The organism is Pontibacter aydingkolensis (assembly GCF_019443125.1).
Lineage (GTDB): Bacteria > Bacteroidota > Bacteroidia > Cytophagales > Hymenobacteraceae > Pontibacter > Pontibacter aydingkolensis.
In genome coordinates this window covers 231,803-258,274 of record NZ_JAHYXK010000001.1, presented here as the reverse complement: position 1 = coordinate 258,274, position 26,472 = coordinate 231,803, and the positions used below count along the sequence as shown (strand labels likewise).

Below are 26,472 nucleotides of genomic sequence, written 5' to 3'. Positions count from 1 at the left end.
GGCTGGACAGGTTTGTCGGCGGGAGCCTACACAGTCGGCGTGAGACGAACTGCCGATATAACTTGTACCAACAGTGCGTCGACAACTATTATAGCCCCTGCCGGAGCCCCTGCCGCTCCTGTGTTGAGCTTAACGCAGCCTACTTGTACAGTTGGAACTGGCGCTATTACTTTAACACCAGTAAGTGGCATGGAGTACAGGCTCGATGATGGTGCCTGGGGTGCTTATCCTAGCGGTGGCTGGAGCAGCTTGGCTCCTGGTTCGCATACAGTATATATAAGACGTATCAGTGATCCTACGTGTGTAAACAGTAGTCCTGCTTTGATCAATGACGCACCAATAGTACCATCGGGAATTGTTGTGAGTAGAACACATCCAACATGTACAGTAGCAACAGGTAGCTTCACAGTGACATCACCTGTTGGCGCGATCTATAGCTACAGTATCAATGGAACCGACTTCCAGGCCAGCCCAACGTTCTCAGGCCTTGCACCTGGTACATATAACCTAACAGTCAAGAGTACCAATGGTTGCGTGTCTGCGGCAGTGCCGGTGGTGATCAATGACGCACCAATAGTTCCGTCTGGAGTAATGAGAACAGTTGTGCAGCCTACATGTGCAGTACCTACAGGTAGCATTACGTTTACTGCTCCTTTAGGAGGTATCTATAGCTATAGTATAAATAATGGTACAAGCTTCCAGGCTAGTCCGGCTTTCTCAGGCCTTGCACCTGGTACTTATAACCTTGTTGTAAGAAGTAGCGATGGATGCTTATCGACTGCAATCGCTGTAACGTTGGTAGCACCTGTTTGTGACTTTGAAGGCTGTACTTTAGGTTACTGGAAAAACCATACAGGCAGCTGGGCTTGCTACACACCAAATACATTATATAGTAGTGTGTTTACAAGTGCATCCTCCGGAAGCTTAACACTACTACAGGCGCTTAATGCAAAAGGCGGAGGAATAAACAACCTGTACAGACAGAGTGTGGCTGCCATACTAAACGCCTGCCATCCTCATGTTAATTATGAACTATCATCTAGTGAAATAATTAGGAGAGTAAATGCAGCATTCGCTGCAGGAACTAAATCGGCAGCAGGAGACCTGGCAACATATCTGGATGGTCTAAACAACGCTGGTTGCTCTATTGATGCTCATAACAGGCCAATTAGCTCTAGCTCTTCTTCTTCAGTAGAAGGTTTAGGCAGAGCCGAGGCAAGTGAAATGATCGCTTACCCAACTCCATTCTCCGACAAGGCCACTATCGAGTTCACTACAGCAGTGGACGAGAACTACAGTGTTCGCCTGTACGATATGAAGGGTGCCTTGATCAAGGAGTTGAAATCTGGACAAGCCAAAGCAGGAGTTGTAAACCAGATAGAGGTTGACGGCAGAAGCTTACCGGAAGGTTTATACTTAGCCAGAATGGTTAGCGACTCCGGAGCCAGAACTGTTAAATTGTTACTTAAAAAATAAGCAGTAAGGAGGCTGTTTAGAAAGGCGGGGTGCCGGGAACTTGTTCCTGGCATCCCGCTCTTTTTATACCAGGTGTGGTAAAGTTATTTGTTTTTACTGTGTTGTAACACAGGTGCTTATAGTGTTGTTTGACTGTTTTTTTTGCTTCCCAGTGTTGAAGTTATACTTCATTTAAATAATCATTCACCCTTATAACACTAGCTCCTGCTCATAATATAAGATCGATGTTATAAGTATAATATTATTTAAATATTATTTTGTATAATATTGTTCTGTTGATAACCTGTTGCGATACTGATGTATTAAAGTGCCTCATAACTAAAGGCATCTATACTGTAATGTACATCAACAGGATAAAACACAAGCGCCTCCTTACCTACCTCCAAACCCTTTAGAGCACTGCTGTAAAAATTACAACAGCTGATCACTTATATCCTAAACATATACATAATGGTTAAGCTTTACGAAAAGTATAGCGCCAGGCTCACCGTTATTTGGTGGGGCTACCTGTTGCGTCCCGACCCAAGTCTGCATTTTACCTAGGGGGAACGGGTAAATTTAGCACCTACACCTATTTACTGCGCAAGTATTTCCACAGCTGATTAATGTATGACGTTAGCTGCCCGGAATTTCTTTGCCCAGGTTTTTAATGACGATTTACAAGCTTTCTAAACAAAAACCTCCAACAACAATGAAACAATTAGACAATTATACGAAAGGTATGAGATGGGTTAAAGGCATCGTGTCGTCAAGGCTGGCCTTGGCTTTATTTTTAATGATAGTGGGAGTGCTATATAGTACTACAGGCTATACTCAGATACCAATTAAATGCGGAACCGTGAATTGTACATCAAACGATGTGCAGATTACAACAGCTAAAATTGCAGATGTAAATGGCGAGTTATTTAAGTGCTCTGGTACAAATAATGTAAACGACGCTTATTTATTTTTAACTGTATCAACAAAGACTTCAAGAGTTGGAGTGTATCTATCAGCAACACTTAGAATTGATGGTGTGGATTATCCTATTTCTAATTGTTTTAACGATGTGCTGAATGGGAATAATAATATTCTTAAAGTTAAACTACCTTCTGGGATTTTTCAATGTGGGAGTGCTGCTACTTTAACAAATATCTTTACCGCTTGGGGAACAGGAACTACTAGTTTTTGTCAGAATGCATCTGATGTCAATTGCCCGGAGACAAAGTCAAAATGCAGATTTATAACTGGTGAAGCGATTATAGTGCAGACCACACCTTGTGCGGCACCTAGAATCACTTTAAATCCTTCGGATGATACTAAATGCACTAGTGGAACGGCAACATTTACTGCAAAATATGAAGTAAGTAGCGAGACTAAAATCACAACAAGCCATAGATGGCAGATTTGTACAGATGGAAGCTGTACTACTGAAAATGCGTGGAGCAATTTAACAGTTTCTGCGCCTTATTCTGAGTTATCATCCCTTTCTAACGGGACCAGAACAACAACATTAACGATCAGTTCTTTGGGAGGTGGATTAAATGGGAACAAGTATCGGCTTTTAGTTACGAACACTACCTCAGATTTAAATATTCCGGAGGCGGAAAGGGTTTGTCCAATCACAACTAATGCAGCCACGCTCACGGTGAACCCCACGACAGGTGCGACCTCCTTTTCGGCCGGAGCGACTACTCTCTGCCAGGACGCGCCTAACGAGACCTACACGGCCAGCGCGGCCAACGCCACCAGCATCACCTACAGCGTCTCCCCTGCGGGGGCCGGCTCGATAAACTCCTCGACGGGCGCCATGAACTGGGACGCTGGCTTCTCCGGTACGGCCACCATCACGGCCACGGCCGCCGGCCTGTGCGGCACCACGTCAGCTACTCGAAACGTGACGGTGAACCCCACGACAGGTGCGACTTCCTTCTCGGCCGGAGCGACTACTCTCTGCCAGGACGCGCCTAACGAGACCTACACGGCCAGCGCGGCCAACGCCACCAGCATCACCTACAGCGTCTCCCCTGCGGGGGCCGGCTCGATAAACTCCTCGACGGGCGCCATGAACTGGGACGCTGGCTTCTCCGGTACGGCCACCATCACGGCCACGGCCGCCGGCCTGTGCGGCACCACGTCAGCTACTCGAAACGTGACGGTTAATCCCTTCAAGCCAGCGAGTGTGAACATCTCTGCTAATACATCGGGGCCAATTTGCGCCGGCACGAGCGTCACTTTCACAGCCACGCCGACCAACGGAGGCACTACGCCAAGCTACCAGTGGAAAGTGAATGGCAATAACGTTGGAACAAGCAGCTACCAGTTCTCAAGCTCCACTCTCGCTAATGGCGACAAGGTAACAGTGGTGATGACCTCCAATGCTTCGCCGTGCCTTACCAGCTCGCCGGCCACGTCTAATGAGATAACCATGACGGTTAATAATGTGATAGACAAACCAGCCTTAAGCATATTGATCAGTCCTGATTGTGGTGTTGTTGCTAAAGTAGTCAACTCGGAAACAGGTGAGCCGTTTGGAGAAGGGTTTCAGTTTAGTTATGACAGAGGCGGGAGCTGGACTGATAACGCTATTCTCAACTATACACCTGGTGATGACCTTAATATATGGGTGAGAAGAAATAATGATAATACCTGTATTTCATCAACCACTTGTCAGAGTTCTGGTGCAAAACTAACTTCTCAAACCTCCAGCTCCATCCAATCTACAGAACAGCTTAAAGCTGACGATCAGCTAACGGCCTACCCAATTCCGTTCGCTGAAAGAACTACACTGGAGTTTAAGGCTGAGAGGTCTGGCAAGTATGAGATCAACCTTTACGATATGAAAGGCACACTTATCCGCCAGTTAAAGTCGGGAACGGCTAAGGAAGGTGAGGTAACTCAGATAGAAGTAGATGGAAGAAGTATGGCAGACGGCATGTACCTGGCTCGTATGGTAAGCGGATCTGGCGCTAAAACAGTGAAACTGCTCAAAAAGAACAATTAGCAGTTTAAGCCAGGCTATACTTTTAGTTAATAGTTTACAAGTGGCGGCGGGGCAATGCCCCGCCGCCACTTGTTTTTATAGGTTTATATTTTAGGTATATAAAGTTCTGTTGGTTAGTAGTATAGGTATAATCATGTTTTTGTTTTACTCTAATTCATCTGTTCTTTAAAGTATAAAAAGAAGCATGTTTACACATTGTTGTTTACTTTATTTTTAAAGCTATTCACCCTCAAAAGCTATAATTACACCTGCTGTTATAAATCAATGCAATATTTGTTAAAATAAATACAGGAATAATTATATACTTTTTTGGGCAAATCCGTATCACTCTAAAATGCTATACTTTACCCCGTAGTTTACTTTAACGAAGTATAAAGAGAGCAGTAAAGTATAACACAGTAAATTTATTATCCGCCCCAGATTACCCGCTTGTAAACCCCAATGCTTTCAGATGCAAAAATTGCATCTGCACGATACTGTTATTTATACTATAGATGATAAAGCATAACACCTGGGTTAACAGAAAATCAAAAATCATATACCAGACAAACTTTCCCGGAGCAAGCCCATAGTTCACTGCAATAGTGAGCAGGAAAGACTGTGTATTAAGTTAAAATAATACTTAAGGCTTTTCGGTTTACCGCTGCTTTTCAACATTGGGTGGCTCTGCTTTGCCCAAATCAAAAGAAACCATTTAATCCAATTTATACATAAAAACCATTATCTATGAATCAATTATACCTTGAAGAGGATAGCAAAAGCTATACTTCACCCAAACCAACAAAGCTAATATGGCACCTGCTAATGCTGTTAATCGCAGCTCTATTAATGACGACCAGTGCTTACGCACAAACCTGCCCAGATCTTAACTGTACGTCAAATGATGTGAAGGTAGAGCGGGTTTACCTGGCCGATGTAAATGGTGTTCCGCTAACATCTTCATGCACGCCCGGAGAAACGGTACAGGCGTACTTGCATGTGGTAGTATCTACTACCACGCCTAGGGTAGGTGTGTATGTATCGGGTACGTTAAAGGTTGATGGTATGGCCGGCCAGCCTGTTGCCAATTGCTTTGGAGTAGCCTTAACAGGAAACAACAACGTACTCAAGTACCCAACTCCTGTAAACTGGATGTGCGGAAAAGAGATCATGCTGGTAGATATTTTCGTGGCCTGGGGTACAGGTAATAAGAATTTCTGCCTAGATGCAACCACTTGCTCCTCTATTGTGCCTTCTAAATGCCGTCGTGAGGCTCCTATCGTAATTGAGGCTCCGCTTATAGCTAATTTTACATCGCAGGCAGCCTGTACAGAAAACAACAGATACGAGACTGTGTCTTTCTCAGGCTCAGCAACCGGTGGCAAGGCCCCCTATACCTTCGCCTGGGATTTTAACAACGATGGCATAACAGATGCCACTACACAAAATGCGTCTTATACTTATATGAGTGATGGCCAGAAAACAGTCAAGCTTACAGTAACGGACTCATCAAGCCCGGCTAAGTCAGACACGCAGACAAGTATGATTACCATAAATGCGTGCTGTACTACCCCGGACGCAGATGCCGGTGAGACCAAAGTACTTACATGTACTGCTACAAGTATAATGCTCAGCGGTAGCTCGTCTACAGCAGGCGCTACGTATGCCTGGGTTGCCAGCAACGGAGGCAATATTGTGTCTGGTGGCACTACGTTAACTCCAACAGTAAACGCGGCAGGTACTTATACGTTAACTGTAACAACAGGAAGAGGCGGCTGCACAGCCTCAGATGCAGTAGTGGTTACAGAAAACAAGGTAGCTCCTACGGTAAGTATTTCTACGCCTTTTGTTGCTCATATTACCTGTAAAACACCTTCTGCGATGCTGGGTAGTATTACATCTGCCGTAGAGCCGTCTTATAGCTGGTCAGGGCCGGGAGGTTTTACCGCCGAAACACAAGGTATAACTGTTACTGTTGCCGGCGAGTATGTGCTCACAGTTACAGATCTTTCCAATGGATGTTCCGCAACTGCCAGGTATACCGTTACCGAAGACAGAGACATTGAGCTTAATGCAGGATCTGACAAAGAACTAAGCTGTAAAAATACTTCTGTTATGCTGAGCGGCTCTACAACTGTACCGGAGATATGGAGAAGCGTATCCTGGACGGCCAGTAACGGAGGCAATATAGTTTCGGGTGGCCATACGCTTACTCCTACAGTAGATGCAGCCGGTACTTATACTTTAAAAGTAACTAACTCACGCTCTGGTTGCGAAGCTACCGATGAAGTAGTTGTTACCCTGGATGCAGCTGCTCCGAATGCGCAGGCAACCGGCGGCATGCTGAGTTGTGATGCAGGTTCGCTGCAACTAAAAGGGGCATCAACAACACCTGGCGTAACCTATAGCTGGACCGGCCCGAACGACTTTACCTCTACACAGCAGAACCCAACCGTTACAGTTGCCGGTACTTACACGTTAACCGTTACTAAAACATCCAACGGTTGCTCTGCTACAGCTACGGCAATAGTTACGCCGCAGCCTACCCCGGAGCCGGAAGTAACCTGCCACCTCGAAAACTTTAGTGATGAGAAGATGGGCCTGGTAACTAGGCTTAATACACCTGCAGGGCCAGTACCGGTATTTGGTAAAAAACGGAACCCGGATGGCACATACGCTGCTCAGAACCATGCTGCCATTTTCGATACCCAGGACCCAACTGGCGACGATACCGACCTTTACACAGTAGACTGGCACCACGTGCTGATCATCAACCAGGACCAGACCAACATACCAAACGATAACCAGTGGGGTGGAGAATTACTGCTCGATTTCTCACAGATCGGTCCGGTAACTATGACCTCGATGCGTGCCCTGGATATTGACGGTTATGAAAACAACTCGTGGGTGTACTTGTATGGTGCAGAAGGCAATGAGCTATACAAAGTTAAACTGCAGGCGCTGGGTAACAATAGCCGGCAAACGGTTAACCTGGGCAATACTAAAGGTGTAATGTTAATGAGGATCGTGCTGGACGGCCGTAACGAATCGTTGCACCTGGCTGGTTCCGGTGCTTTCGACGATCTCAGGTTCTGTATAGAAAAAGAGGTGGAAAGCCCATGCCCGATACAGCCACTTGCAAGCACAGACGAGAGCAAGGCAGTAGCTTACCCAATGCCGTTCAGCGACAGAACTACAGTTGAGTTCACATTTGCGAAAGGCGGCGAGTATGTAGCCAACCTGTACGACCTGAGAGGGAACCTGCTTAAAGAACTGAAGAAAGGCACTGCACAGGCCGGTGAAGCAACAAGCGTTGAGGTAGACGGACGCAGCATGCTTAACGGCATTTACATTGCCCGCATCGTGAGCGGCTCCGAAGTTAAAACAGTTAAACTTATACTTCGAAAATAGTACAAAGTAAAACTAGCCTGAAAGCTGCCCCGGTGCCTTTGGTGCCAGGGCAGCTTTTGTTTTATACTTGTTGCTGATTTTTACGAACTTTGCCTTATGCTTAAAGTCGCTATAACAGGGCCGGAGTCTACGGGCAAATCTACTTTATCGGAGCAACTGGCGCAGCACTACAAAACAGTGTGGGTGCCGGAGTTTGCACGCAGTTATGTAGGTAACTTAAACAGGGCTTATACTTTAGAGGATATAGAGGCGATAGCCCGTGGGCAGTGGGAACTGGAGCAGCAGGCAATGCAGCAGGCCAACACCATACTTTTTGCCGATACCGATATGCTGGTGCTTAAGATCTGGAGCGAGCACGCCTTTGGCAGCTGCCCTGATTGGATAGCTGAAAAACTAATGCAGCAAGACTACAACCTTTGCCTGCTGATGGGCGTTGATTTGCCGTGGGAGCCAGACCCGCAGCGAGAGCACCCGCACATGCGCCAGTTCTTTTTTGACTGGTATAAACGTGAGCTCGAAGCAATGCAGGTACCCTTTATCGAAATAACCGGGCAGCAGCAGGAACGCTTTGATATGGCGCGCAAACACGTAGACAGCTTGCTCCAGAAATATCAACATTAAAAGAAACGAACATGCTATACTTTCTTGAAAACAACAGCTTTAGAGTAGGCATTGAAAGCCTTGGAGCTGAACTGCAGCATTTTATAAAGAAAGACGAAGAGCTGGAACTGATCTGGACAGCCAATCCTGCCGTGTGGGCCAGCCACGCTCCAAACCTGTTTCCGATAGTAGGGGAGTTGCCTAACCAGCAGTATACTTACGATGAGCAGACCTATACCATGGAGAGGCACGGCTTTGCCCGTAAAAAAGAATTTGAGCTGATAGAGGAACATCACCATAAGCTGGTTTTCCAGTTAGAGTACGATGAGGAAACGCTGGCGCAGTATCCCTTTAAGTTCAGGTTGTTGGTAGCGTACAAACTGATGGATAACAGGCTGGAAGTAACCTACCAGGTATTGAACGAAGACACCAAAACCATGTGGTTCTCGGTGGGTGGGCATCCCGGCTTTAACGTGCCGCTTTACCCCAATGAACAGTATTCGGACTATTTTCTGGAGTTTGACCAAGATGAAACACTGCGGCGCCACCTGATAGACGAAAATGGCCTGCAAACCGGAGAAACTGAACTAATAGCAGAGCAAAGCCCGGTATTGCCGCTTAAGCACGAATACTTTGATAAAGATGCGATTATTTTAAAAAACCTTAACTCCGAGAGGCTGGTGCTGGCGAGCCATACCGGCCCCCGCAGAATCGTGTTTGAATTTGAAGGCTTCCCTTACATGGGCATCTGGGCTAAACCTGGTCCTTCGCCGTATGTGTGCATAGAGCCCTGGTGCGGCATAGCCAGCACCACCTCCGACAGCGGCGAACTACAGGAAAAAGAAGGGATCAACGAGTTGCGGCCCAAGCAGGTGTTTGAACGAACGTACAGTATAACAGTCTGGTAAGTATAGTTGCTCGTTGTTCGTTGTTCGAGCTATTGCTGTTCCGGACATCCTTGTCCGGGACCCCGCCTGCTATGACTTCCAAGTCCGCGGAATAGTAAATTATGGGGACTTGGAAGTCCCCGACAGAAAGCTTTCGGACTAGGAAGTCCGAAAGAGCAGTCACCCTTACCACATCAAACTAATTTCAACCTTAAAGCATAAACAAGAAGCCCCGATTAGTTCATAACCGGGGCTTCTTGTTTATGCTTTTATTCAGTGCAGGGACGGTTCCGGAAACTTAGGTACTTTAATGTTTCTGAAATCATACCTCGGTTCAAAATCGTTTACCGGCAGCGAAATACCGGGCGGGAGGTCTAAATCTGGTAAATCATCTCCTAATGGCTCACCTCCGTCATCATCGTTGTCGGTTGATGGTGGGTGATTAAATCTTTTGCGCGGGGCAAAAGCATAATATGCTAGTATAGTTAGGAGCGCCATTGTATATAAAATGCTGATCATCATCGCAGGTCTACTTAGTCATTTAATTTCTTTCAGCAGGCTTTTTCTACATTTAATTCAAATTTGTGAGCTATGCAGAATTTGTGTGCCATTCTACTGTTTTCAACGTACTTTCTGCGTCTGTGGTTTTTACAATTGATGAAAAATAACACGCTACTAACCAGCCTTTAGCGTGTGTTGGCCCATTTGCGGGTATTTATTTTTGATTTAAACAGAAAAGGCTTATACCTTTGCACTTGTTAGGGGTGCCTTAATTATAACGGGCTGAGATCATACCCATTGAACCTGATGCGGGTAATGCCGTCGAAGGGAATACAAAACGGTAATACTAAAGTAGCTTATTGGCTATTCCCCCTGGCATAAATTTTTATGTCAAACTTTTTACCTTTCCACTTTAATGAAAAAGCTATTATTTGCGATGGCGGCAATCCTATTGCCATTGCACTTGCTTGCCCAGTTTAACCTGAGCGGGCGTGTATCCGAAGGTGCCTCTGGCAATGCTTTGGTAGGAGCAAATGTTATGCTCGAGAACAACAGTACAGGCGCTGTTACAAACAAATTCGGCACGTTTGAGTTTGTCAACCTTCCGGCTGGTAATTATACTTTAAACATTAGCTACCTGGGCTACGAGTCTAAAAAAGTAACCGTAAACCTGCAGCAGAATGAGTACGTGCTGGTTAATTTGCGTGCGCAGGCACTGCAAACCACTGAGGTAGTAGTAACAGCTACCCGCGCCGACCAGACCACCGGTACCACTTTTACCAACGTAACACAACAGGAGATAGCCGAACGCAACTTTGGCCAGGACCTGCCATACTTGCTCGAGCAGGTGCCGTCGGTGGTGGTAAACTCTGACGCTGGTGCAGGTGTAGGCTATACCGGCCTTCGCATCCGTGGCTCTGATATTACCCGCATTAACGTAACGGTAAATGGCATCCCGATCAACGACTCTGAGAGCCACGGCACATTCTTCGTGAACATGCCGGATTTTGCCTCGTCGGTGCAGGATATACAGGTGCAGCGCGGGGTAGGCACCTCAACAAACGGTGCCGGAGCCTTTGGTGCAAGTATAAATATACAGACACAGCAGGTGCGCCGCGAGGCCTATGCCGAAACCGACCACAGCTATGGCTCTTTCGATACCTGGAAGAACAACGTGCGCTTTGGTACAGGCCTTATCAACGGCAAATTTGCTTTTGATGGCCGCCTGTCGCGCATCAAGTCCGATGGTTACATTGATCGCGCTTTCTCTGATATGAAGTCGCTGTACTTTACGGGTGGCTACTATGGTGATAAGACTTCGGTAAAGTTTGTGACCTTCTCGGGTAAGGAGCAGACGTATCAGGCCTGGTACGGCACACCGGAGGCACTGGTATATGGCAATGCAGAAGACCTGCAGGCTTACATAGACCGTAACTACATTAGTGGCTCGGACAAGGAGAATCTGCTAAGTGCGGGCCGTAAGTATAACTACTATACCTACGACAACGAAACCGATAACTACCAGCAGGACCATTACCAGCTGCACCTGTCTCATGACTTTATGCCGGGCTTAACTTTCTCCGGTGCCTTGCACTATACCTATGGCCGTGGCTATTACGAGCAGTTCAGGAAAAACGACAAGTTCTCAAATTACGGTTTGCCTAACGTGATCATTGGAAATCAGGAAATCAAACGCTCTGATATTATCCGTCGCCGCTGGCTTGATAACGACTTTTTCGGAGTAACCTATGCCCTGCAGTACAGACCAAGCACACGCCTAAACGCAACCCTGGGCGGCGCCTGGAATAAGTACGACGGCGACCATTTTGGTGAGGTGATCTGGGCACGTTACGCCTCTACATCCAACATCCGCGACAGGTATTACGATAACAATGCCGTAAAAACCGACTTCAACATCTTTGCGAAAGCAACTTATGGCCTGACGGATAAACTGAATTTGTTTGGTGACATGCAGGTGCGTAAGATCAATTACTTTTTTGTAGGGTTTGATAATAACCTGCAAAAGTTAGAACAGGATGTAGATTATACTTTTGTGAATCCTAAAGCAGGTATAACTTATAACCTTGAGCCAGCTCACCAGCTATATGCCTCCTATGCAGTGGGTAACAGAGAGCCTGTTCGTAAAGACTTTACAGAGTCTACACCGAACAGCCGCCCTAAACACGAAACACTGTATAACTTAGAGGCTGGTTACCGTGGGCAGCTGGCATTGGCAGATGTAGGAGGCCAGGCACTTACTGCTGATGTAGAGGCAAACTTCTTCCGCATGGATTATAAGAACCAGTTAGTAGTAACTGGCCAGATAAACGATGTAGGAGCCTATACACGTACCAACATCGACGACAGTTACCGCCAGGGTTTAGAACTAGCTGGTGCCCTGCGCCTGGGAACTGCTGCGAGGTTAAGCTCTAACTTAGCTTACAGCCAGAACAGAATTAAAGGCTTTAACGAGTTTATCGATGATTATGATAACGGCGACCAGGCTGTAAACAGCTATGGCGAGACAACTATCGCTTTCTCTCCTGCCTTTGTATCAACAAGCCAGTTAGAAGTAGAGATTTTAAAGGGATTGCGTGCTGCCTTTATCTATAAAACCGTAAGCAAGCAGTACCTGGATAACACCGAAAACGAGAGCCGCATTATTCGTCCTTACCAGGTAGGAGACCTGCGCCTGCGCTACAACATCGGCTTTAAAAACATGCTGAAGGAATTGGAACTGGGCCTTCTGGTGAACAACTTATTCAGCGAGAAGTATGCAGCCAATGGCTATACGTTCAGCTACATTGCCGGCGGCGACCAGACAACCGAGAACTTCTACTATCCACAGGCTACCCGCAATTTCCTGTTGTCTGTAGGGTTGAAATTTTAAAGTATGATTTATACTTTGGGTAAAAAAGCCCCACCATCTGGTGGGGCTTTTTATTTGACCGGTGATTAATGACCGGTGATTAAGGGGATTAGATTGATTAGAATGATTTTTTCTTCTGAATCAGGATTTGCAGGATTGAAAAGGACGTGCAGGAATAAGTTTCTGTCACATTTACGCCATTGCTAAACTTATGGCATTAGAGATTAGCGCTGGTACTGCCGATAATAATCTCATAAATCAATCTAAATCTCCTTAATCACCGGTCAATAATCATACTTAATCAATCAAATCACCATTAATCTGTGGTATAAAATTTTAACTTTGCGTATTACCCTACTCATTAACCTTAAATCAAAACTATGGCTTACGAACCAGCAGGAGCACCTGACTACTTTAACATAGACGATTTGCTTACGGAAGAGCATTTGCTTATCCGCCAGACCATGCGTGATTTTGTGAAGCGTGAGATATCGCCAAACATCGAAAAGTGGGCACAAGATGCGCATTTCCCATCTGGGATAGTGAAGAAATTTGGCGATGTAGGCGCTTTTGGCCCTACTATACCAACCGAGTATGGCGGTGGTGGTCTCGACTACATCAGCTATGGCATTATTATGCAGGAAATTGAGCGCGGCGACTCGGGTATGCGTTCTACGGCTTCGGTGCAGGGCTCGCTGGTAATGTACCCCATCTACAAGTATGGTTCGGAGGAGCAGCGCAAAAAGTACCTGCCAAAGCTTGCAAGCGGCGAATGGCTGGGTTGCTTTGGTTTAACGGAACCTGACTTTGGCTCTAACCCGGGTGGTATGATGACCAACATCAAAGACATGGGAGACCATTACCTGTTAAATGGCTCTAAGATGTGGATATCAAACTCGCCGGAGTGCCAGGTAGCTGTAGTTTGGGCCAAAAACGAAGAGGGCCGCATCAAAGGTTTGATTGTGGAGCGGGGCATGGAAGGCTTTACTACACCTGAGATACATAATAAATGGAGCTTACGCGCTAGTTGCACTGGCGAACTGGTGTTTGATAACGTGAAGATCCCGAAGGAGAATATTTTGCCAAACGTAGATGGCTTGCGTGGCCCATTGGGTTGCCTTGATTCTGCCCGTTACGGTATTTCATGGGGTGCCATTGGTGCTGCTATCGATTGCTACGAATCTGCTTTACAGTATAGCAAAGAGCGTATCCAGTTTGATAAACCAATTGGCGGTTTCCAGCTTACACAGAAAAAACTGGCCGAAATGCTGACCGAAATTACAAAAGCTCAGCTGATGGTTTGGCGTTTAGGCACGTTGATGAACGAAGGCAAAGCAACTACACAGCAGATATCGATGGCAAAACGCAATAGCGTAGATATGGCCCTGCATATTGCCCGTGAAGCACGCCAGATACACGGCGGCATGGGCATTACAGGCGAGTACCCGATCATGCGCCACATGATGAACCTGGAGTCTGTGATAACTTACGAAGGTACGCACGATATACATTTGCTGATAACTGGTGCTGATATTACCGGTATTCAAGCTTTTAAGTAATTCGTTATTGGTTGTTCGTTATTCGTTGATCGGGTGGCGATTGTAGTATAAAGTATAGCAAAGGCAGCTGCGGGAGTGGCTGCCTTTGTTGTCTGAATCAGGATTTACAGGGTTATTAAGTTAGACAGGATTTAGAAGCATAATTTTATTTTATACTTTGTGCAATTGTCTTTACCTTATGATCGGCTTTCGCCTGTCCCTACGGGCCAGTTGAGTCAGAGACTCAACCTTAACCCCAAGTCACGAATCTGAAGATTCGCGCCAGAGATATTGGTTTATTTTTAAATCCTGTTCATCCATTAATCCTGCAAATCCTGATTAAGGTAATTTTGCTAACTATATTAGATTTATGGTTAAAAACTATAAAATAATTAGCAAAATTACGTAAATTCGTAAGCTGAAATGGAGCCAATTACTAAAGTATTCTGTTACCATACAGTACTGCAAAAAGCAGATAAAAAGAATTAATTTTAGAGCATGAGGGAAGATTATCTTACTGGCGAAAAAGAGCACATGACGCCAACCGAACGCGACATTGATAAGGCGCTTCGCCCACTCAGCTTTTCCGATTTTACCGGACAGGCAAAAGTGGTGGAGAACCTGAAAATATTTGTGCAGGCTGCCCGTCGCCGTGGCGAAGCCCTTGACCACGTGCTGTTGCATGGCCCTCCGGGACTGGGTAAAACAACGCTTTCGCATATTATCGCATCAGAGTTGGATGCAGGTATAAAAATGACATCGGGGCCGGTACTGGATAAACCCAGCGACCTGGCTGGTTTGCTTACCAACCTCGACCCGAACGATGTACTTTTCATTGACGAGATACACCGCCTCAACCCAATCGTGGAAGAGTACCTGTACTCAGCAATGGAAGATTACAAGATCGACATCATGTTGGACTCAGGCCCTAATGCGCGCTCTGTACAGATCAGCCTGAACCCGTTTACTTTGATTGGTGCTACTACGCGTTCCGGTTTATTGACTGCGCCTTTGCGTGCCCGTTTTAGCATTAACAGCCGCCTGGAGTACTACGATGCAGAGTTGCTTACTTCTATCGTAAAGCGTTCGTCAGCTTTGCTGGGTGCGCCGATACATGAAGATGCCGCCTTCGAGATTGCCCGCCGTAGCCGTGGTACGCCACGTATTGCGAACAACCTTTTGCGCCGTACCCGCGATTTTGCACAGGTAAAAAGTAACGGTACCATTGATGTGGAAATAGCCCGTTTTGCCCTGAGCGCCCTGGATGTTGACCACAATGGACTCGACGATATGGACAAGCGCATACTTTCCTGCATTATTGATAAGTATAAAGGGGGTCCTGTGGGAATATCGACCATCGCAACCGCCTGTGGCGAAGAAGCTGAAACCATTGAAGAAGTTTACGAACCGTTCCTGATACAGGAGGGTTACATTAAACGGACTGCCAGAGGGCGTGAGGCAACAGAAGCCGCTTACAAACACCTGGGCAAAGTGCTGCCACAGCAAGTAGCAAGTGGCAGCCTGTTTGATCAATCTGAATAAACAACTGTTTGTGATAAAGTATAAGAAGCAGGCCCAATGGCCTGCTTTTTTCTTGACCGCAGATTAAAACAGATTTGATTGATTGGCTGGATTAAAAGTGTACCTGCCTTCAATTGCGGGATGGATGCAAAGGAATTGATTGAATTGAAGTATAGGGGCAGAAGTAGGTTGAAGTATAAGTTAATACCGATCTGAATTGAATTACTTTATACTACAACAGTCTTTTGTCAAAAATTCTTTTGTCCAGTTACTTATTACTCTGTTTTCTTTATCTCAGCAATCAATTCAACCTCCAGCACCGATTCCTTGTCAAATAATCTGGAAATTTCTACCCAGGTGGCGGCAGGGGAGTGGGTGCCATTGGCTAAATGCATCGAAGTAAGGATGAGCAAAAGTCATAATCATACTTAATCAATCTAATCCCCATTAATCTGCGGTTAAATTTATTTTACCTTACTTTTGTTCTTTAAAGCAACAAGCCAATTATAACAGCGGCCACAAAGTATAAATTGAGCAGAGAAAAGTATACATATCAGGTAAAACAGAAGGCGCAGGAGCTGGGCTTTATGTATTGCGGCATTTCCAAGGCTGATTTTCTGGAAGAGGAGGCGCCAAGGCTGGAGCGTTGGCTAAACCAGAACATGCACGGACAGATGCAGTACATGGAAAACCACTTTGATAAGCGCCTGGATCCACGCCTGCTCGTTGATGGGGCTAAAACTGTTGTATCGCTGCTGCTCAATTACTATCCCGAAAAAGAGGCACAACAACCAGAGGAGGATACATATAAGATCTCAAAATATGCCTACGGCACCGACTATCACTTTGTGATAAAAGATAAGCTGAAAGAGCTGCTGAACTACATAAACGAAGAGATAGGCGAGGTAGGGGGCCGCTGCTTTGTAGACTCTGCGCCAGTACTGGATAAAGCCTGGGCAAAGAAAAGTGGGTTGGGCTGGGTTGGCAAAAACTCAAACCTGATCACGCCACAAGTTGGTAGCTTTTACTTTATAGCAGAACTTATAATTGACCTTGAACTGGAGCCGGACGGACCGATAAAGGACTACTGTGGCTCCTGTACCCGTTGCATAGATGCTTGCCCGACCAATGCCATAGTAGAGCCTTATGTTGTAGATGGCAGCAAGTGTATATCTTACTTTACCATAGAGCTTAAAGACCAGCTGCCACAAGAGATGCAGGGCAAATTCGGTAACTGGGTGTTTGGTTGCGACATTTGCCAGGACGTGTGCCCCTGGAACCGTTTTAGTAAGCCGCATAACGAGCCAGCCTTTCTGGCGCACCCGCAATTAACCCATATGAAAACCAATGATTGGCAGGATCTCACACAAGAGGTTTTTTCGCAGTTGTTCAGGAAGTCTGCAGTTAAGCGTACAGGCTATAAGGGGCTGCTGCGTAACATCCAGTTTGTGCAGTCAACCAGCTCTGAAGATAAGTAGTTGGTTATACCTGTGCCTTGGAGAACACTCTATTCAGAATCATTAGGTACATGCCGGAAAACTGGTCGTAACACCATTTTTTAAGCTGTTGTAATTCTTCTTTAATTAAAATCTTGAAGGCTTTTCGAAGCTCTTTTTCAAACAACATCTTGTCAAAGCTAACCTTCAGCAAAATGGTTTTAATGTATTCTAACATTTCGGTAGGAAATTGAATTGTAATCTGACTTTAATTACGTTTCAGGGAAAAAAAGTTACTGTTATTGTTTGATATTCAATGTAAATGTATTAAAATTTATTGTTAAAGTCTAATCTCGTATTGTGCTATCCCTTACATCACTGGCTCTTAGTATGAATGATCGGTTTATGCCCAGTATTTTTAATAACGAAAGGATTGGAGAATAGCGTACTTCTGGCAGAAGCAAAAACACAGGTTAATCTAACAGGAAGAGTAAATGCCGGAATTTAACTAAATTTGCTATTATAGATTTCAGGATTGTCCTGTGTAACCGGTTTTATGCGCTTTATATTTTCTTTTTTGCTGCTCTTTATACTTTGGGTGCCAGCCTTGGCACAGCAGATAAGTATTGAGTTGGGCAAAAGCCCGTTGCCCATAAACCAGTACTACACTGTCTCTGTAAAGCTCCAGGACGACCAACTAAAAGAATATACTCCTTTCCCCGAGATAGAGGGCTTTAAGAAAAGTACCCGATTTTCTTCCGAGAAAACGGTTACAGTAGGTGGCGTAACAAACATTATCCGGACCTATACCCAGAATTATGCTGCCCTACAGGAGGGTGATTATGTGCTTAAACCTTTTAGTATGAAGGTGAATGGCGTTACAGTGCAGTCGCAGGGAATGGCGATAAAGGTTACGCCTATGCAGGCTGGTGCACCACAGGGGCCAAACCCGCCCGATTTAATTGAGCCGCAGGATGAGCAGGAGCCAGCAAGGGAAGAAATAGAATTTGTAGATAAAGACGATAACGCCTTTTTAACCCTATACACAAGCAAAGAAAAAGTGTTTGTAGGGGAAGGTGTTGACGTAGCTTTATACTTTTACCTTGCCGAAGCCGACCAGCGCCTGCTTGATTTCCATGATTTTGCAAACCAGATAGCAGGAATTATACGGCAGATAAAGCAACCCCATGTATGGGAGGATACATTTGATTTTTCTGAGATTACACCGGAAAATGTAACGGTTCAAGGTAAACCCTACTTACGTTTCAGGCTTTATGAGGCGGTGCTTTATCCGATAAACCTGCAAACACTCAAGTTTCCGCAACTGCAGCTTAAAATGATAAAGTATAAAGTTGCCAAAACACCCAACCTGCTCACCGAAGACCGACAGGAAGGATTCAAGACTTTTTACAGCCGTGAGCGCGAAGTAGAAGTAATGGAGTTGCCGCCGCACCCTTTGCGGAATGTGGTGCCCGTAGGCAACTATACTTTGCTGGAGAGTCTTTCAAAAAGGCAGGTGTCGGTAAACAATAGCTTCAGATATTTATTTGAGATAATAGGAGAGGGCAACCTTGATGCAGTAATGCCGCCTACGCCTGCTGCCACGGCCGGACTAGAGTTTTACCCGCCAGATGTTCGTCAGGAAGTTACTAGGCGCTCAGGCAGAGTGTTGGGGCTTAAAAGCTTTTCGTATAATGTGCTACCGCGCGAGCCAGGCACCTATGCGCTGGAAAATGCCATAGAGTGGATATACTTTAACCCGACTACAGCCACCTACGATACGCTGCGCCCCACATTAAAAATAAATGTTACCGGTGCCCGCGATAGCGATGCGTTGGTGCTCTCCCGCGATCTGGGGTCTTTTTATAACATCATCACCAATGAGGATAACACCTTGGTAAGTCTTCATTTCTTTGATGAGATCAAGCGATATACAAATTTTATACTTGTCGTGCTTTTAGCGGTATCGGCATTCGTGTTCTTAAGAAATAAAGCATGAGCAATTCATACGGAAAGCTTTTCAGGATAACTACTTTTGGAGAGTCGCATGGTGCGGCTGTAGGTGTGATAATAGACGGGTGTCCGGCAGGCCTGGAGATAAGTGCTGATGAGATACAGCATGCCCTGGATCGCCGTCGCCCCGGACAATCGGATATAACCACGCCCCGCAAAGAGGAAGACAAAGTAACTATACTTTCGGGCATTTTTGAGGGTAAGACCACCGGCACGCCTATTGCCCTGGTAGTAAACAACAAAGACCAGCACAGCCACGACTACAGCCATATACAGCACGCCTTCCGGCCATCGCATGCCGATTATACTTACACAGCCAAGTATGGCACCCGCGATTACCGTGGCGGCGGCCGCAGTTCTGCCCGCGAAACTGTGGCACGTGTAGCTGCCGGTGCATTGGCCATGAAGTTGCTTCAAAAGTATGGAATTACTGTAAATGCCTATGTATCGCAGGTGGGTAAGGTAAAGCTGCGCAAGCATTACTCAAAGCTGGATTTTGGGAAGATAGACGCTAACAAAGTGCGCTGCCCTGATGGTAAAATTGCTGCCCGTATGATTGGCGTGGTAGAAGAGGCCCGGGACAATTTAGATACCATTGGCGGTGTGGTTAGCTGTGTGGTACAAGGTGTGCCAGCCGGATTAGGTGAGCCCGTGTTTGATAAGCTGCATGCCGAGTTGGGCAAGGCAATGCTAAGTATAAACGCGGTAAAAGGCTTTGAGTACGGCAGCGGCTTTGAGGGGGTAAGTATGCGCGGCTCCGAACACAACGACCAGTTCTACACCGATGAGCAAGGCAACATTCGTACACGCACCAATAACTCTGGCGGCATACAGGGCGGCATCAGCAACGGACAGGATATTTACTTTAACGTAGCGTTTAAACCGGTGGCCACCATACTTCAGCCACAGCAAACCATAAACGATGCCGGCGAAGATATTACACTGCAGGGTAAAGGCCGCCACGACCCTTGCGTATTGCCGCGCGCCGTGCCTATTGTGGATGCGATGGCTGCCTTGGTAATTGCTGATTTTTTAATGCGGCAGCAAGCGAATAAAGTATAGAGTTTAAAAATGGTCAGTATTTGACTTGCTATTCAACTAAAAAGCGCCGCTCCGTAACACGAAGCGGCGCTTTTTAGTTAGCACTAATTATACTTTAGAACAACCTTAAGTGTACCATCAGGTACCAAACCAGGATAAGCGCTGGCAATAAGAAAGGAATAGAGTAACGCACAATGTAACCGAAGAAAGAAGGCATCTTAATACCGGCACTCTCGGCAATGGCTTTTACCATGAAGTTAGGTCCGTTGCCAATATATGTAAAGGCGCCAAACAATACAGCTGAAAGCGAAATAGCCTCAAGCAACACTAACGTTCCAGGGTCTGCGCCTGTGCCTGTGGCAAAAGCTTTTACATCCACCACGCTATTCTGTGCCATATCATACTTGGCCATAGCCAGCGACAGGAAGTTAGCATAAGTAGGGGCATTGTCCAAAAAGCCTGAAAGTGAACCAGTTGCCCAATACAGGAAGTTTGGCGTGATATACTGCGAGAACTCAGGTGCTGATGCGATGGCAGCTGAAAGTTGGAGTGCTGGCATCATGGTAAAGAATATGCCGAAGAACAGGAATACAACCTCCAGAATTGGGTGGAAGTTAAACTGGTTTCCTGCCAGGGCTGTTTTGCTTGAGAATTTAAAGCAGGCAAATGCTGCTGATAGCTGTATGATCTCACGGATGAAAGAGAACTTGTTGCCATCATAAGCAATGTGCGGCAACCCATCTATCACGTTAGGATCCAGGAAAATGGCACCGATAATGATCGCCAGCCAGAACAGGTTGCGCTTTCCGCTTACATAAAACTCTGTTTTTGCTTCGTTTTTAGCCACCACTTCAGGGCGCGGCACATAGGTTTCTTTGTTTCTGCTGTCGATGAAGAAGAAGATAATGCAGAGAAGTATGATCGTAAGCACCCATGGCGTGAAAAGGTGTTGCAGAGTCCAGAAGAACGGTACGCCTTTCAGGAAACCGATAAACAGCGGAGGGTCTCCAAGCGGCGTAAGCAAACCACCGGCATTACTTACTATAAATATAAAGAATACGATCTGGTAAGGCTTAATACGATGTACGTTTAAGCGGATAAACGGGCGGATCAACAACAACGAAGCACCTGTAGTGCCCACAATATTAGCCAGAACAGCGCCTATGGCAACAAGAGCCACATTCATGGCTGGTGTGGCATTGGCGTTTATGTTTATGTAAATACCGCCGGCAGCAATGTATAACGAGCTTAAAAGTATGGCAAATGAGGCATACTCAAAGAAAGTATGAACCGGCATGTGGTAATCGCCTAATGCAAAGATGTAGTAGCCCAGTACAGTAAGGCCTAACGTAACAGCAATTTTCTTGTAGTTGTGCTCCCAAAAGTGACCGAAAAAAATTGGGCCGGCGGCAATCATCCCTATAAGAAGCAGGAATGGGATAATCAAAAACGCTGGTGCTGCGTGCTGGGACTGTACCAGTAGTATAAAGTTGTTCAGCATGTCTAGATTAGTGCGGTAAAGATAAGGTAGTTTAATTTGTTGTTGCACAAAGATACATTTTCTGGCTTAAATAGCCACCTCAAAAGCAAGGAAGGCCAAGGATGCTCTGGAATTTGTGTTGATACATGCGTGGCGGTTTACTTCGTCGGAAATAATGCCTAATTTTGGAAACTTAAAGCGATACTCGCTAGTTTTAGTTTTAAACAAGGAATTACATGTCAGAAAATAAAGAAAAGATGGTTTCGGTTTATGCTGAGGCAAACCCGAACCCTGAATCGATGAAATTTGTGATGAACCAGCAATTGTTGCCAGACGGGCAAAGCGTGGATTATCCGAATGTTGAAAGTGCCATGGAGTCGCCGCTGGCGCAGGAGCTTTTCAACTTCGACTACGTTTCGCGCGTGTTCATCGCCAGTAATTTTGTTACTATTACTAAAAGCGCCGATCTGGAGTGGGTAAAGCTGATACCTGAGCTGCGCACGTTCCTGAAGTCTTATGTAGAGGCTGGTGGCCCTATCTTTAACGAGGGTTTCTCTGCAAAGAAAGCTGCCCCAACGGAAGCAAACGGCGAAACATCTGCAGAAGACGCTGAGATCTCCAAAAAAGTGATCGACCTGCTGGATAATTATGTACGCCCTGCGGTAGAGCAGGATGGTGGTAACATTACTTTTAAATCTTACAACGAAGGTGTTGTAACTGTACACCTGCAAGGCTCATGCAGTGGTTGCCCATCTGCAACTGTTACGCTAAAAGCCGGTATCGAAAACCTGCTGAAGCGCATGGTGCCAGAAGTAAAAGAAGTTGTAGCCGACGGTGTGACTATCTAAGTATAGCACCAGGTAAAGTATAAAAATAGCCAGCTCTGCATAAGGGCTGGCTATTTTGTTGTTTCATAGCTACTGGATTCCACCCCCCCTGCCCCTCCTTATCTAAGGTGGGGAATTCTTTTCTTACCACTTCTACTATCATCATAATTATAACAGTCTTCCCCCCTTTGTCATCCTGAAAGGATCTTGGTGGATGGGAGGTTAAGCAAAAGCTACAGCGCTTATACTTTTGCTAAGGTAATGCCAGATTTCCCCGCCTTGGATAAGGAGGGGTAGGGGTGGTTGGATCAGGTACTGCTGAGAAATCCTTCTAATCATTAAAATCCCCATTAATCTGCGGTCAATCACTGGCACAAAAAAAATCCCGGAGCTAATGCCCCGGGATTTTCTGTATTAAATATTTTTTTGCTTAAGCGCGTGTTGCTGTAGCAGGTGCGGCAGGTGCTTTTTTCTCTTCTTTTACAGTATCCACTACAATTGGCGTAGCGATAAACAGGGAAGAATAAGTACCGAACAGCACACCGATGATCATCGCCAGAGAGAAGCCACGAAGAACTTCACCACCGAAGATGAACAGGATCACTACAACCAAAAACAAAGTAAGGGAAGTAATGATGGTACGGCTGAATGTGCTGATAAGCGCCGGGTTAACGATATCTCTGATAGCTGAACGCGGATTATCGGCCATGTACTCACGAACACGGTCAAAAATTACCACGGTATCGTTAATAGAGAAACCGATGATCGTAAGTACCGCAGCGATAAACACCTGGTCCATCTCGTAAGAGATACCAAACAGGTCAAGTATAGAGAACACGGCAATGATCATCAAGGCATCGTGTAACAAGGCCACAACACCACCCAAGCTAAACTGCCACTTTCTGAAGCGGATCATCACATATAGGAAGATGCCAACAAGTGCCAGAAGTATAGCGATTAGAGCTGTGTTCTGAATATCATCAGCCATTGTAGCGCCAACTTTAGAAGAGCTAAGTACCTCAGGAGTCAGGTTACTGTATTGGGCAAGACCTTCGTCAAGAGCAGCTTTTACTTTGTTGTCTGCCTCAATGCTTTCATCATCTGCAAGCCAGCTAGTAATGATTTTTACACGATTAGATGCACCAAACGTTTTAACCTCAGTGCCTGCGCCTTCAAAATTATCTAATAATGCTGTGCGAAGCTCAGAAGCAGGTACAGCCTGGTCAAGCTCTACTACATAAGAACGGCCGCCTTTAAAGTCAACACCCAGGTTAGGGCCGCCATTGATGTACATCGCAATAAATCCAATTGCAATAACACTAAGCGAGAAAGCATAAGCAGCTTTTCTATACTTCATCACATCAAATGTTACGTTACGGAACATTTTATCTGACATAACAGAAGAGAACGAAAGCTTACCTGCTTTTCTTAAAGAACGCTCAACCAGTAATCTTGAGATAAATACTGATGTGAAGAACGACGTTACAATACCGATCATCAGGGTAATGGCAAATCCCTTTACCGGGCCAGAACCGAAGAAATAAAGTATAAAACCTACCAGGAAAGTAGTAACGTTCGCATCTAAAATAGTACTGAAAGCCTTGTCATAACCTTTATTGATAACCTCACGGATTCCCAGGCCTTTTCTGGCTTCTTCGCGCATACGCTCAAAAATAAGTACGTTCGCATCCACGGCCATACCTAATGTAAGTACGATACCTGCAATACCTGGCAATGTAAGGGCTGCGTTAAGCTGTGCAAGTATACCAAGTATAAAGAACACGTTGAAGATAAGGGCAAGGTCGGCAATAAAACCACCACGGCTGTAGTATGCGATCATGAACACGATTACAACTACTAAACCAGCCAGTGTTGAGATAAGACCCTGCTGAATAGCTTCTTTACCAAGCGACGGACCAACTACAGCCTCTTCAACGATACGGGTTGGAGCCGGCATTTTACCTGCTTTCAGGATGTTGGCTAAGTCTTGTGCTTCTTCGATAGTGAAGTTACCAGAGATAGATGAGTTACCACCTGTGATCTCGCTCTGTACCACTGGTGCAGAGTATACATAATCGTCAAGTACGATGGCTACCTGGCGACCTACGTTCTCACCTGTAAGGCGAGCCCATTTCTTAGAGCCGGTTGCGTTCATGCTCATCGTGATCTCAGGGCGGCCCTGCTGGTCAAAGTCCTGGCGGGCATCGTTAATAGCGTCGCCGCCTAGCGGAGCTTTACCGTCACGTCCTTTTTTGATGGCATAAAATTCAACAAACTCCTGGCGGTTGTCGCCTGTGATTGGCTTAACAGACCAAAGGAACTTCATGTTAGGAGGGAACATGCCTCTTACTTCCGGACGGCTGAAAATCTCGTTGATCTTGGCAGTGTCGCGTACGTTGGCACCAAGACCACCAGGCATCTGTGTAAACAGGCTGGCTAATACGCCGCCTTGCTGTGCAGTAGTGTCAAGTGCAGTTGCGTTTGTGTCTGCTGGAGTAGTAGTAGCTATGGCATTTGTATCACCGGCAGCAGCCTGAGATAGTACATCCTGTTCGCCAGTTGTAGCAGCTGCAGAAAGCGCGTCTTTTTGAGTGCCTGTAGCGGCTATGTCTAACTTGCCTGCCTGCTGTTGCTTGTCAAGGTACTGGCCAACCTGCATAAAGTAAGGACCGAATTCCTGTGGAGACCATACTTCCCAGAACTCAAGATTTGCCATGCCAGAAAGTAGTTTACGAACACGGTCAGGGTTATCTACACCTGGTAATTCGATCTGAATACGGCCAGTGCCTTTCAGACGCTGAATGTTAGGCTGCGTTACACCGAATTTATCGATACGTGTGCGAAGAATGTTGAAAGAGCGATCAATAGCTGCTTCTACTTCTGTGTCAATTACATCGATCACTTCAGCGTTAGAAGACTCGTAGCTGATCTTGCCACGGTTAGCAGTGTTAGAGAAAATGCGGCTAAGGCGTCCGTCTGGCTCAATTTCGCGGTAAGCCTGCTCAAAAAGAGTCGTAAATCTTTCCTGGCTGTTGCGCTGCAATTCTTTAGCGCGGTCAAGGGCCTTCAGGAAGTTAGGGTCTTTGCTGTTACCAGACATAGACCTGATGATCTCAACAGGAGAAACCTCCAGCACCACGTGCATGCCACCTTTTAAGTCAAGGCCAAGGCCAAGTTCGTTCTCTTTAACTTCCTGGTACGTCATGCCCAGGAATACTTTTTCTTTCCAAACAGAATCCAGGTAAGCCTGCTGTTTAGCCATGTCTACGTTGCCTTGCGCATCCGTGGCATATGCCTCAGCATTGTTCTGGATGCGGCTGGAAACAAACGAAAACGATAAAAAGTAAAGGCAGATGGCCGTTACAATTACCGCTAAAACGATTATTAACGATTTGTTACGCATTGTTTAATTAGTGATAAGTATAGGTGAATTTTAAAAACATCATCAATCCCGGGAAAAGCCACTTTAAATCAACCCTTAAAAAAGCTTAGTTGTTCCGGATGTGGCTGTGTATCTTTTAGTTAAAGTATACAGCTTGCCCTGAAAGTATAAAAAAGAGGGGATAGCCCGGCTTAGGGAGCGTTGGGCTGAATAGTAATAGGGAAAATCTGCGCCAAGAAACCAACACTTGGAGGGATGGTAGTATAGGCAGGTAAAAGTAAATCAATCGGGTTGGCAAAGGAAGGCTGCGGAAGAGGCTCAACGGCCTGCTGCAGGTTAAGCGCCACAAACGAGGTTGTAGCCTCCAGCGATACCTTTTGCTTTACAACAGTTTTGCTTTCGTGCTTCTCTTCAAGCCTGGAATCTGTTTGCTGCGGTGTTGCCTCAGCCGCATACGTATAAGCCACTACTTCCTGTCCGTTGAGCATAAGCGCCCACAGTAGGGTAAAAGTCATCAAAAGATGCTTG

17 protein-coding genes and 1 riboswitch are annotated in these 26,472 nt (G+C 45.9%); of the genes, 12 read left to right on the top strand and 5 right to left on the bottom strand.

Features of this window, described 5'->3' with window-relative positions:
• The 5 genes from K0O23_RS01110 to K0O23_RS01090 form a co-directional block, all read left to right on the top strand.
• Window positions 1-1,476, top strand: a 1,476-nt coding sequence (locus K0O23_RS01110; RefSeq protein ID WP_219875537.1) for a T9SS type A sorting domain-containing protein, incomplete at its 5' end; no start/stop codon positions are given.
• Between the two features lie 1,507 nt (window positions 1,477-2,983).
• Entirely contained in the window at window positions 2,984-4,459 is a 1,476-nt protein-coding gene (locus K0O23_RS01105; RefSeq protein WP_219875536.1) for a T9SS type A sorting domain-containing protein, read from the top strand.
• A gap of 726 nt (window positions 4,460-5,185) precedes the next feature.
• A complete protein-coding gene (locus tag K0O23_RS01100; RefSeq protein WP_219875535.1) occupies window positions 5,186-7,849 on the top strand; it encodes a PKD domain-containing protein in 2,664 nt (887 codons plus the stop codon).
• A 96-nt stretch (window positions 7,850-7,945) separates the two neighbouring features.
• Window positions 7,946-8,470, top strand: a complete 525-nt coding sequence (locus tag K0O23_RS01095) for an AAA family ATPase (protein WP_219875534.1) — start codon at window positions 7,946-7,948, stop codon at window positions 8,468-8,470.
• Window positions 8,471-8,481: 11 nt separating this feature from the next.
• Window positions 8,482-9,357 (top strand): aldose 1-epimerase family protein, encoded by an 876-nt coding sequence (locus K0O23_RS01090; protein ID WP_219875533.1) that lies wholly within the window; start codon window positions 8,482-8,484, stop codon window positions 9,355-9,357.
• Window positions 9,358-9,609: 252 nt separating this feature from the next.
• Here the strand turns inward: K0O23_RS01090 and K0O23_RS01085 are convergent, their stop codons facing one another.
• Window positions 9,610-9,834: a hypothetical protein gene (locus tag K0O23_RS01085; RefSeq protein ID WP_246596861.1), complete on the bottom strand. Its 225-nt coding sequence runs from the start codon at window positions 9,832-9,834 to the stop codon at window positions 9,610-9,612.
• 252 nt (window positions 9,835-10,086) lie between these two features.
• Window positions 10,087-10,185: riboswitch (TPP riboswitch) on the top strand.
• Between the two features lie 67 nt (window positions 10,186-10,252).
• Here K0O23_RS01085 and K0O23_RS01080 point away from each other — a divergent pair.
• The 4 genes from K0O23_RS01080 (at window position 10,253) to queG (ending at window position 17,243) form a co-directional block, all read left to right on the top strand.
• Entirely contained in the window at window positions 10,253-12,727 is a 2,475-nt protein-coding gene (locus K0O23_RS01080; RefSeq protein ID WP_219875531.1) for a TonB-dependent receptor, read from the top strand.
• A 359-nt stretch (window positions 12,728-13,086) separates the two neighbouring features.
• The gene (locus K0O23_RS01075) at window positions 13,087-14,265 is read left to right on the top strand and encodes an acyl-CoA dehydrogenase family protein (protein WP_219875530.1); all 1,179 of its coding nucleotides are present in this window, start codon (window positions 13,087-13,089) and stop codon (window positions 14,263-14,265) included.
• A 477-nt stretch (window positions 14,266-14,742) separates the two neighbouring features.
• Window positions 14,743-15,786 (top strand): Holliday junction branch migration DNA helicase RuvB, encoded by a 1,044-nt coding sequence (ruvB, locus tag K0O23_RS01070; RefSeq protein WP_219875529.1) that lies wholly within the window; start codon window positions 14,743-14,745, stop codon window positions 15,784-15,786.
• Between the two features lie 509 nt (window positions 15,787-16,295).
• Entirely contained in the window at window positions 16,296-17,243 is a 948-nt protein-coding gene (gene queG / locus K0O23_RS01065) for a tRNA epoxyqueuosine(34) reductase QueG (protein WP_219875528.1), read from the top strand.
• A 4-nt stretch (window positions 17,244-17,247) separates the two neighbouring features.
• Here queG and K0O23_RS20070 read toward each other — a convergent pair whose 3' ends face one another.
• Entirely contained in the window at window positions 17,248-17,439 is a 192-nt protein-coding gene (locus K0O23_RS20070; RefSeq protein ID WP_246596860.1) for a hypothetical protein, read from the bottom strand.
• A 318-nt stretch (window positions 17,440-17,757) separates the two neighbouring features.
• Between K0O23_RS20070 and K0O23_RS01060 the strand changes: the two genes are divergently transcribed.
• Together K0O23_RS01060 and aroC are read left to right on the top strand one after the other, a co-directional pair.
• Complete coding sequence (locus tag K0O23_RS01060) at window positions 17,758-19,200, top strand: BatD family protein (protein WP_219875527.1); 1,443 nt, start codon at window positions 17,758-17,760, stop codon at window positions 19,198-19,200.
• Window positions 19,197-20,276 carry a chorismate synthase gene (gene aroC, locus K0O23_RS01055; protein WP_219875526.1) on the top strand — a complete coding sequence of 360 codons (1,080 nt, stop codon included), beginning with the start codon at window positions 19,197-19,199 and terminating at the stop codon, window positions 20,274-20,276. Before K0O23_RS01060 ends, aroC begins: the two co-directional genes overlap by 4 nt.
• Before the next feature lie 94 nt (window positions 20,277-20,370).
• Here the strand turns inward: aroC and K0O23_RS01050 are convergent, their stop codons facing one another.
• Window positions 20,371-21,756, bottom strand: coding sequence for a sodium:proton antiporter (locus tag K0O23_RS01050; protein WP_219875525.1), 1,386 nt, complete (start codon window positions 21,754-21,756; stop codon window positions 20,371-20,373).
• Between the two features lie 215 nt (window positions 21,757-21,971).
• Here K0O23_RS01050 and K0O23_RS01045 point away from each other — a divergent pair, with 215 nt between their 5' ends.
• On the top strand, window positions 21,972-22,583 hold the full coding sequence (locus tag K0O23_RS01045; RefSeq protein WP_219875524.1) for a NifU family protein: 612 nt from the start codon (window positions 21,972-21,974) through the stop codon (window positions 22,581-22,583).
• A gap of 409 nt (window positions 22,584-22,992) precedes the next feature.
• On the opposite strand, the gene secDF is transcribed toward K0O23_RS01045, so the two are convergent.
• Window positions 22,993-25,965 (bottom strand): protein translocase subunit SecDF, encoded by a 2,973-nt coding sequence (secDF, locus tag K0O23_RS01040; RefSeq protein WP_219875523.1) that lies wholly within the window; start codon window positions 25,963-25,965, stop codon window positions 22,993-22,995.
• A 170-nt stretch (window positions 25,966-26,135) separates the two neighbouring features.
• Window positions 26,136-26,459: an RNA methyltransferase gene (locus tag K0O23_RS01035; protein WP_219875522.1), complete on the bottom strand. Its 324-nt coding sequence runs from the start codon at window positions 26,457-26,459 to the stop codon at window positions 26,136-26,138.
• Between the last annotated feature and the right edge of the window lie 13 nt (window positions 26,460-26,472).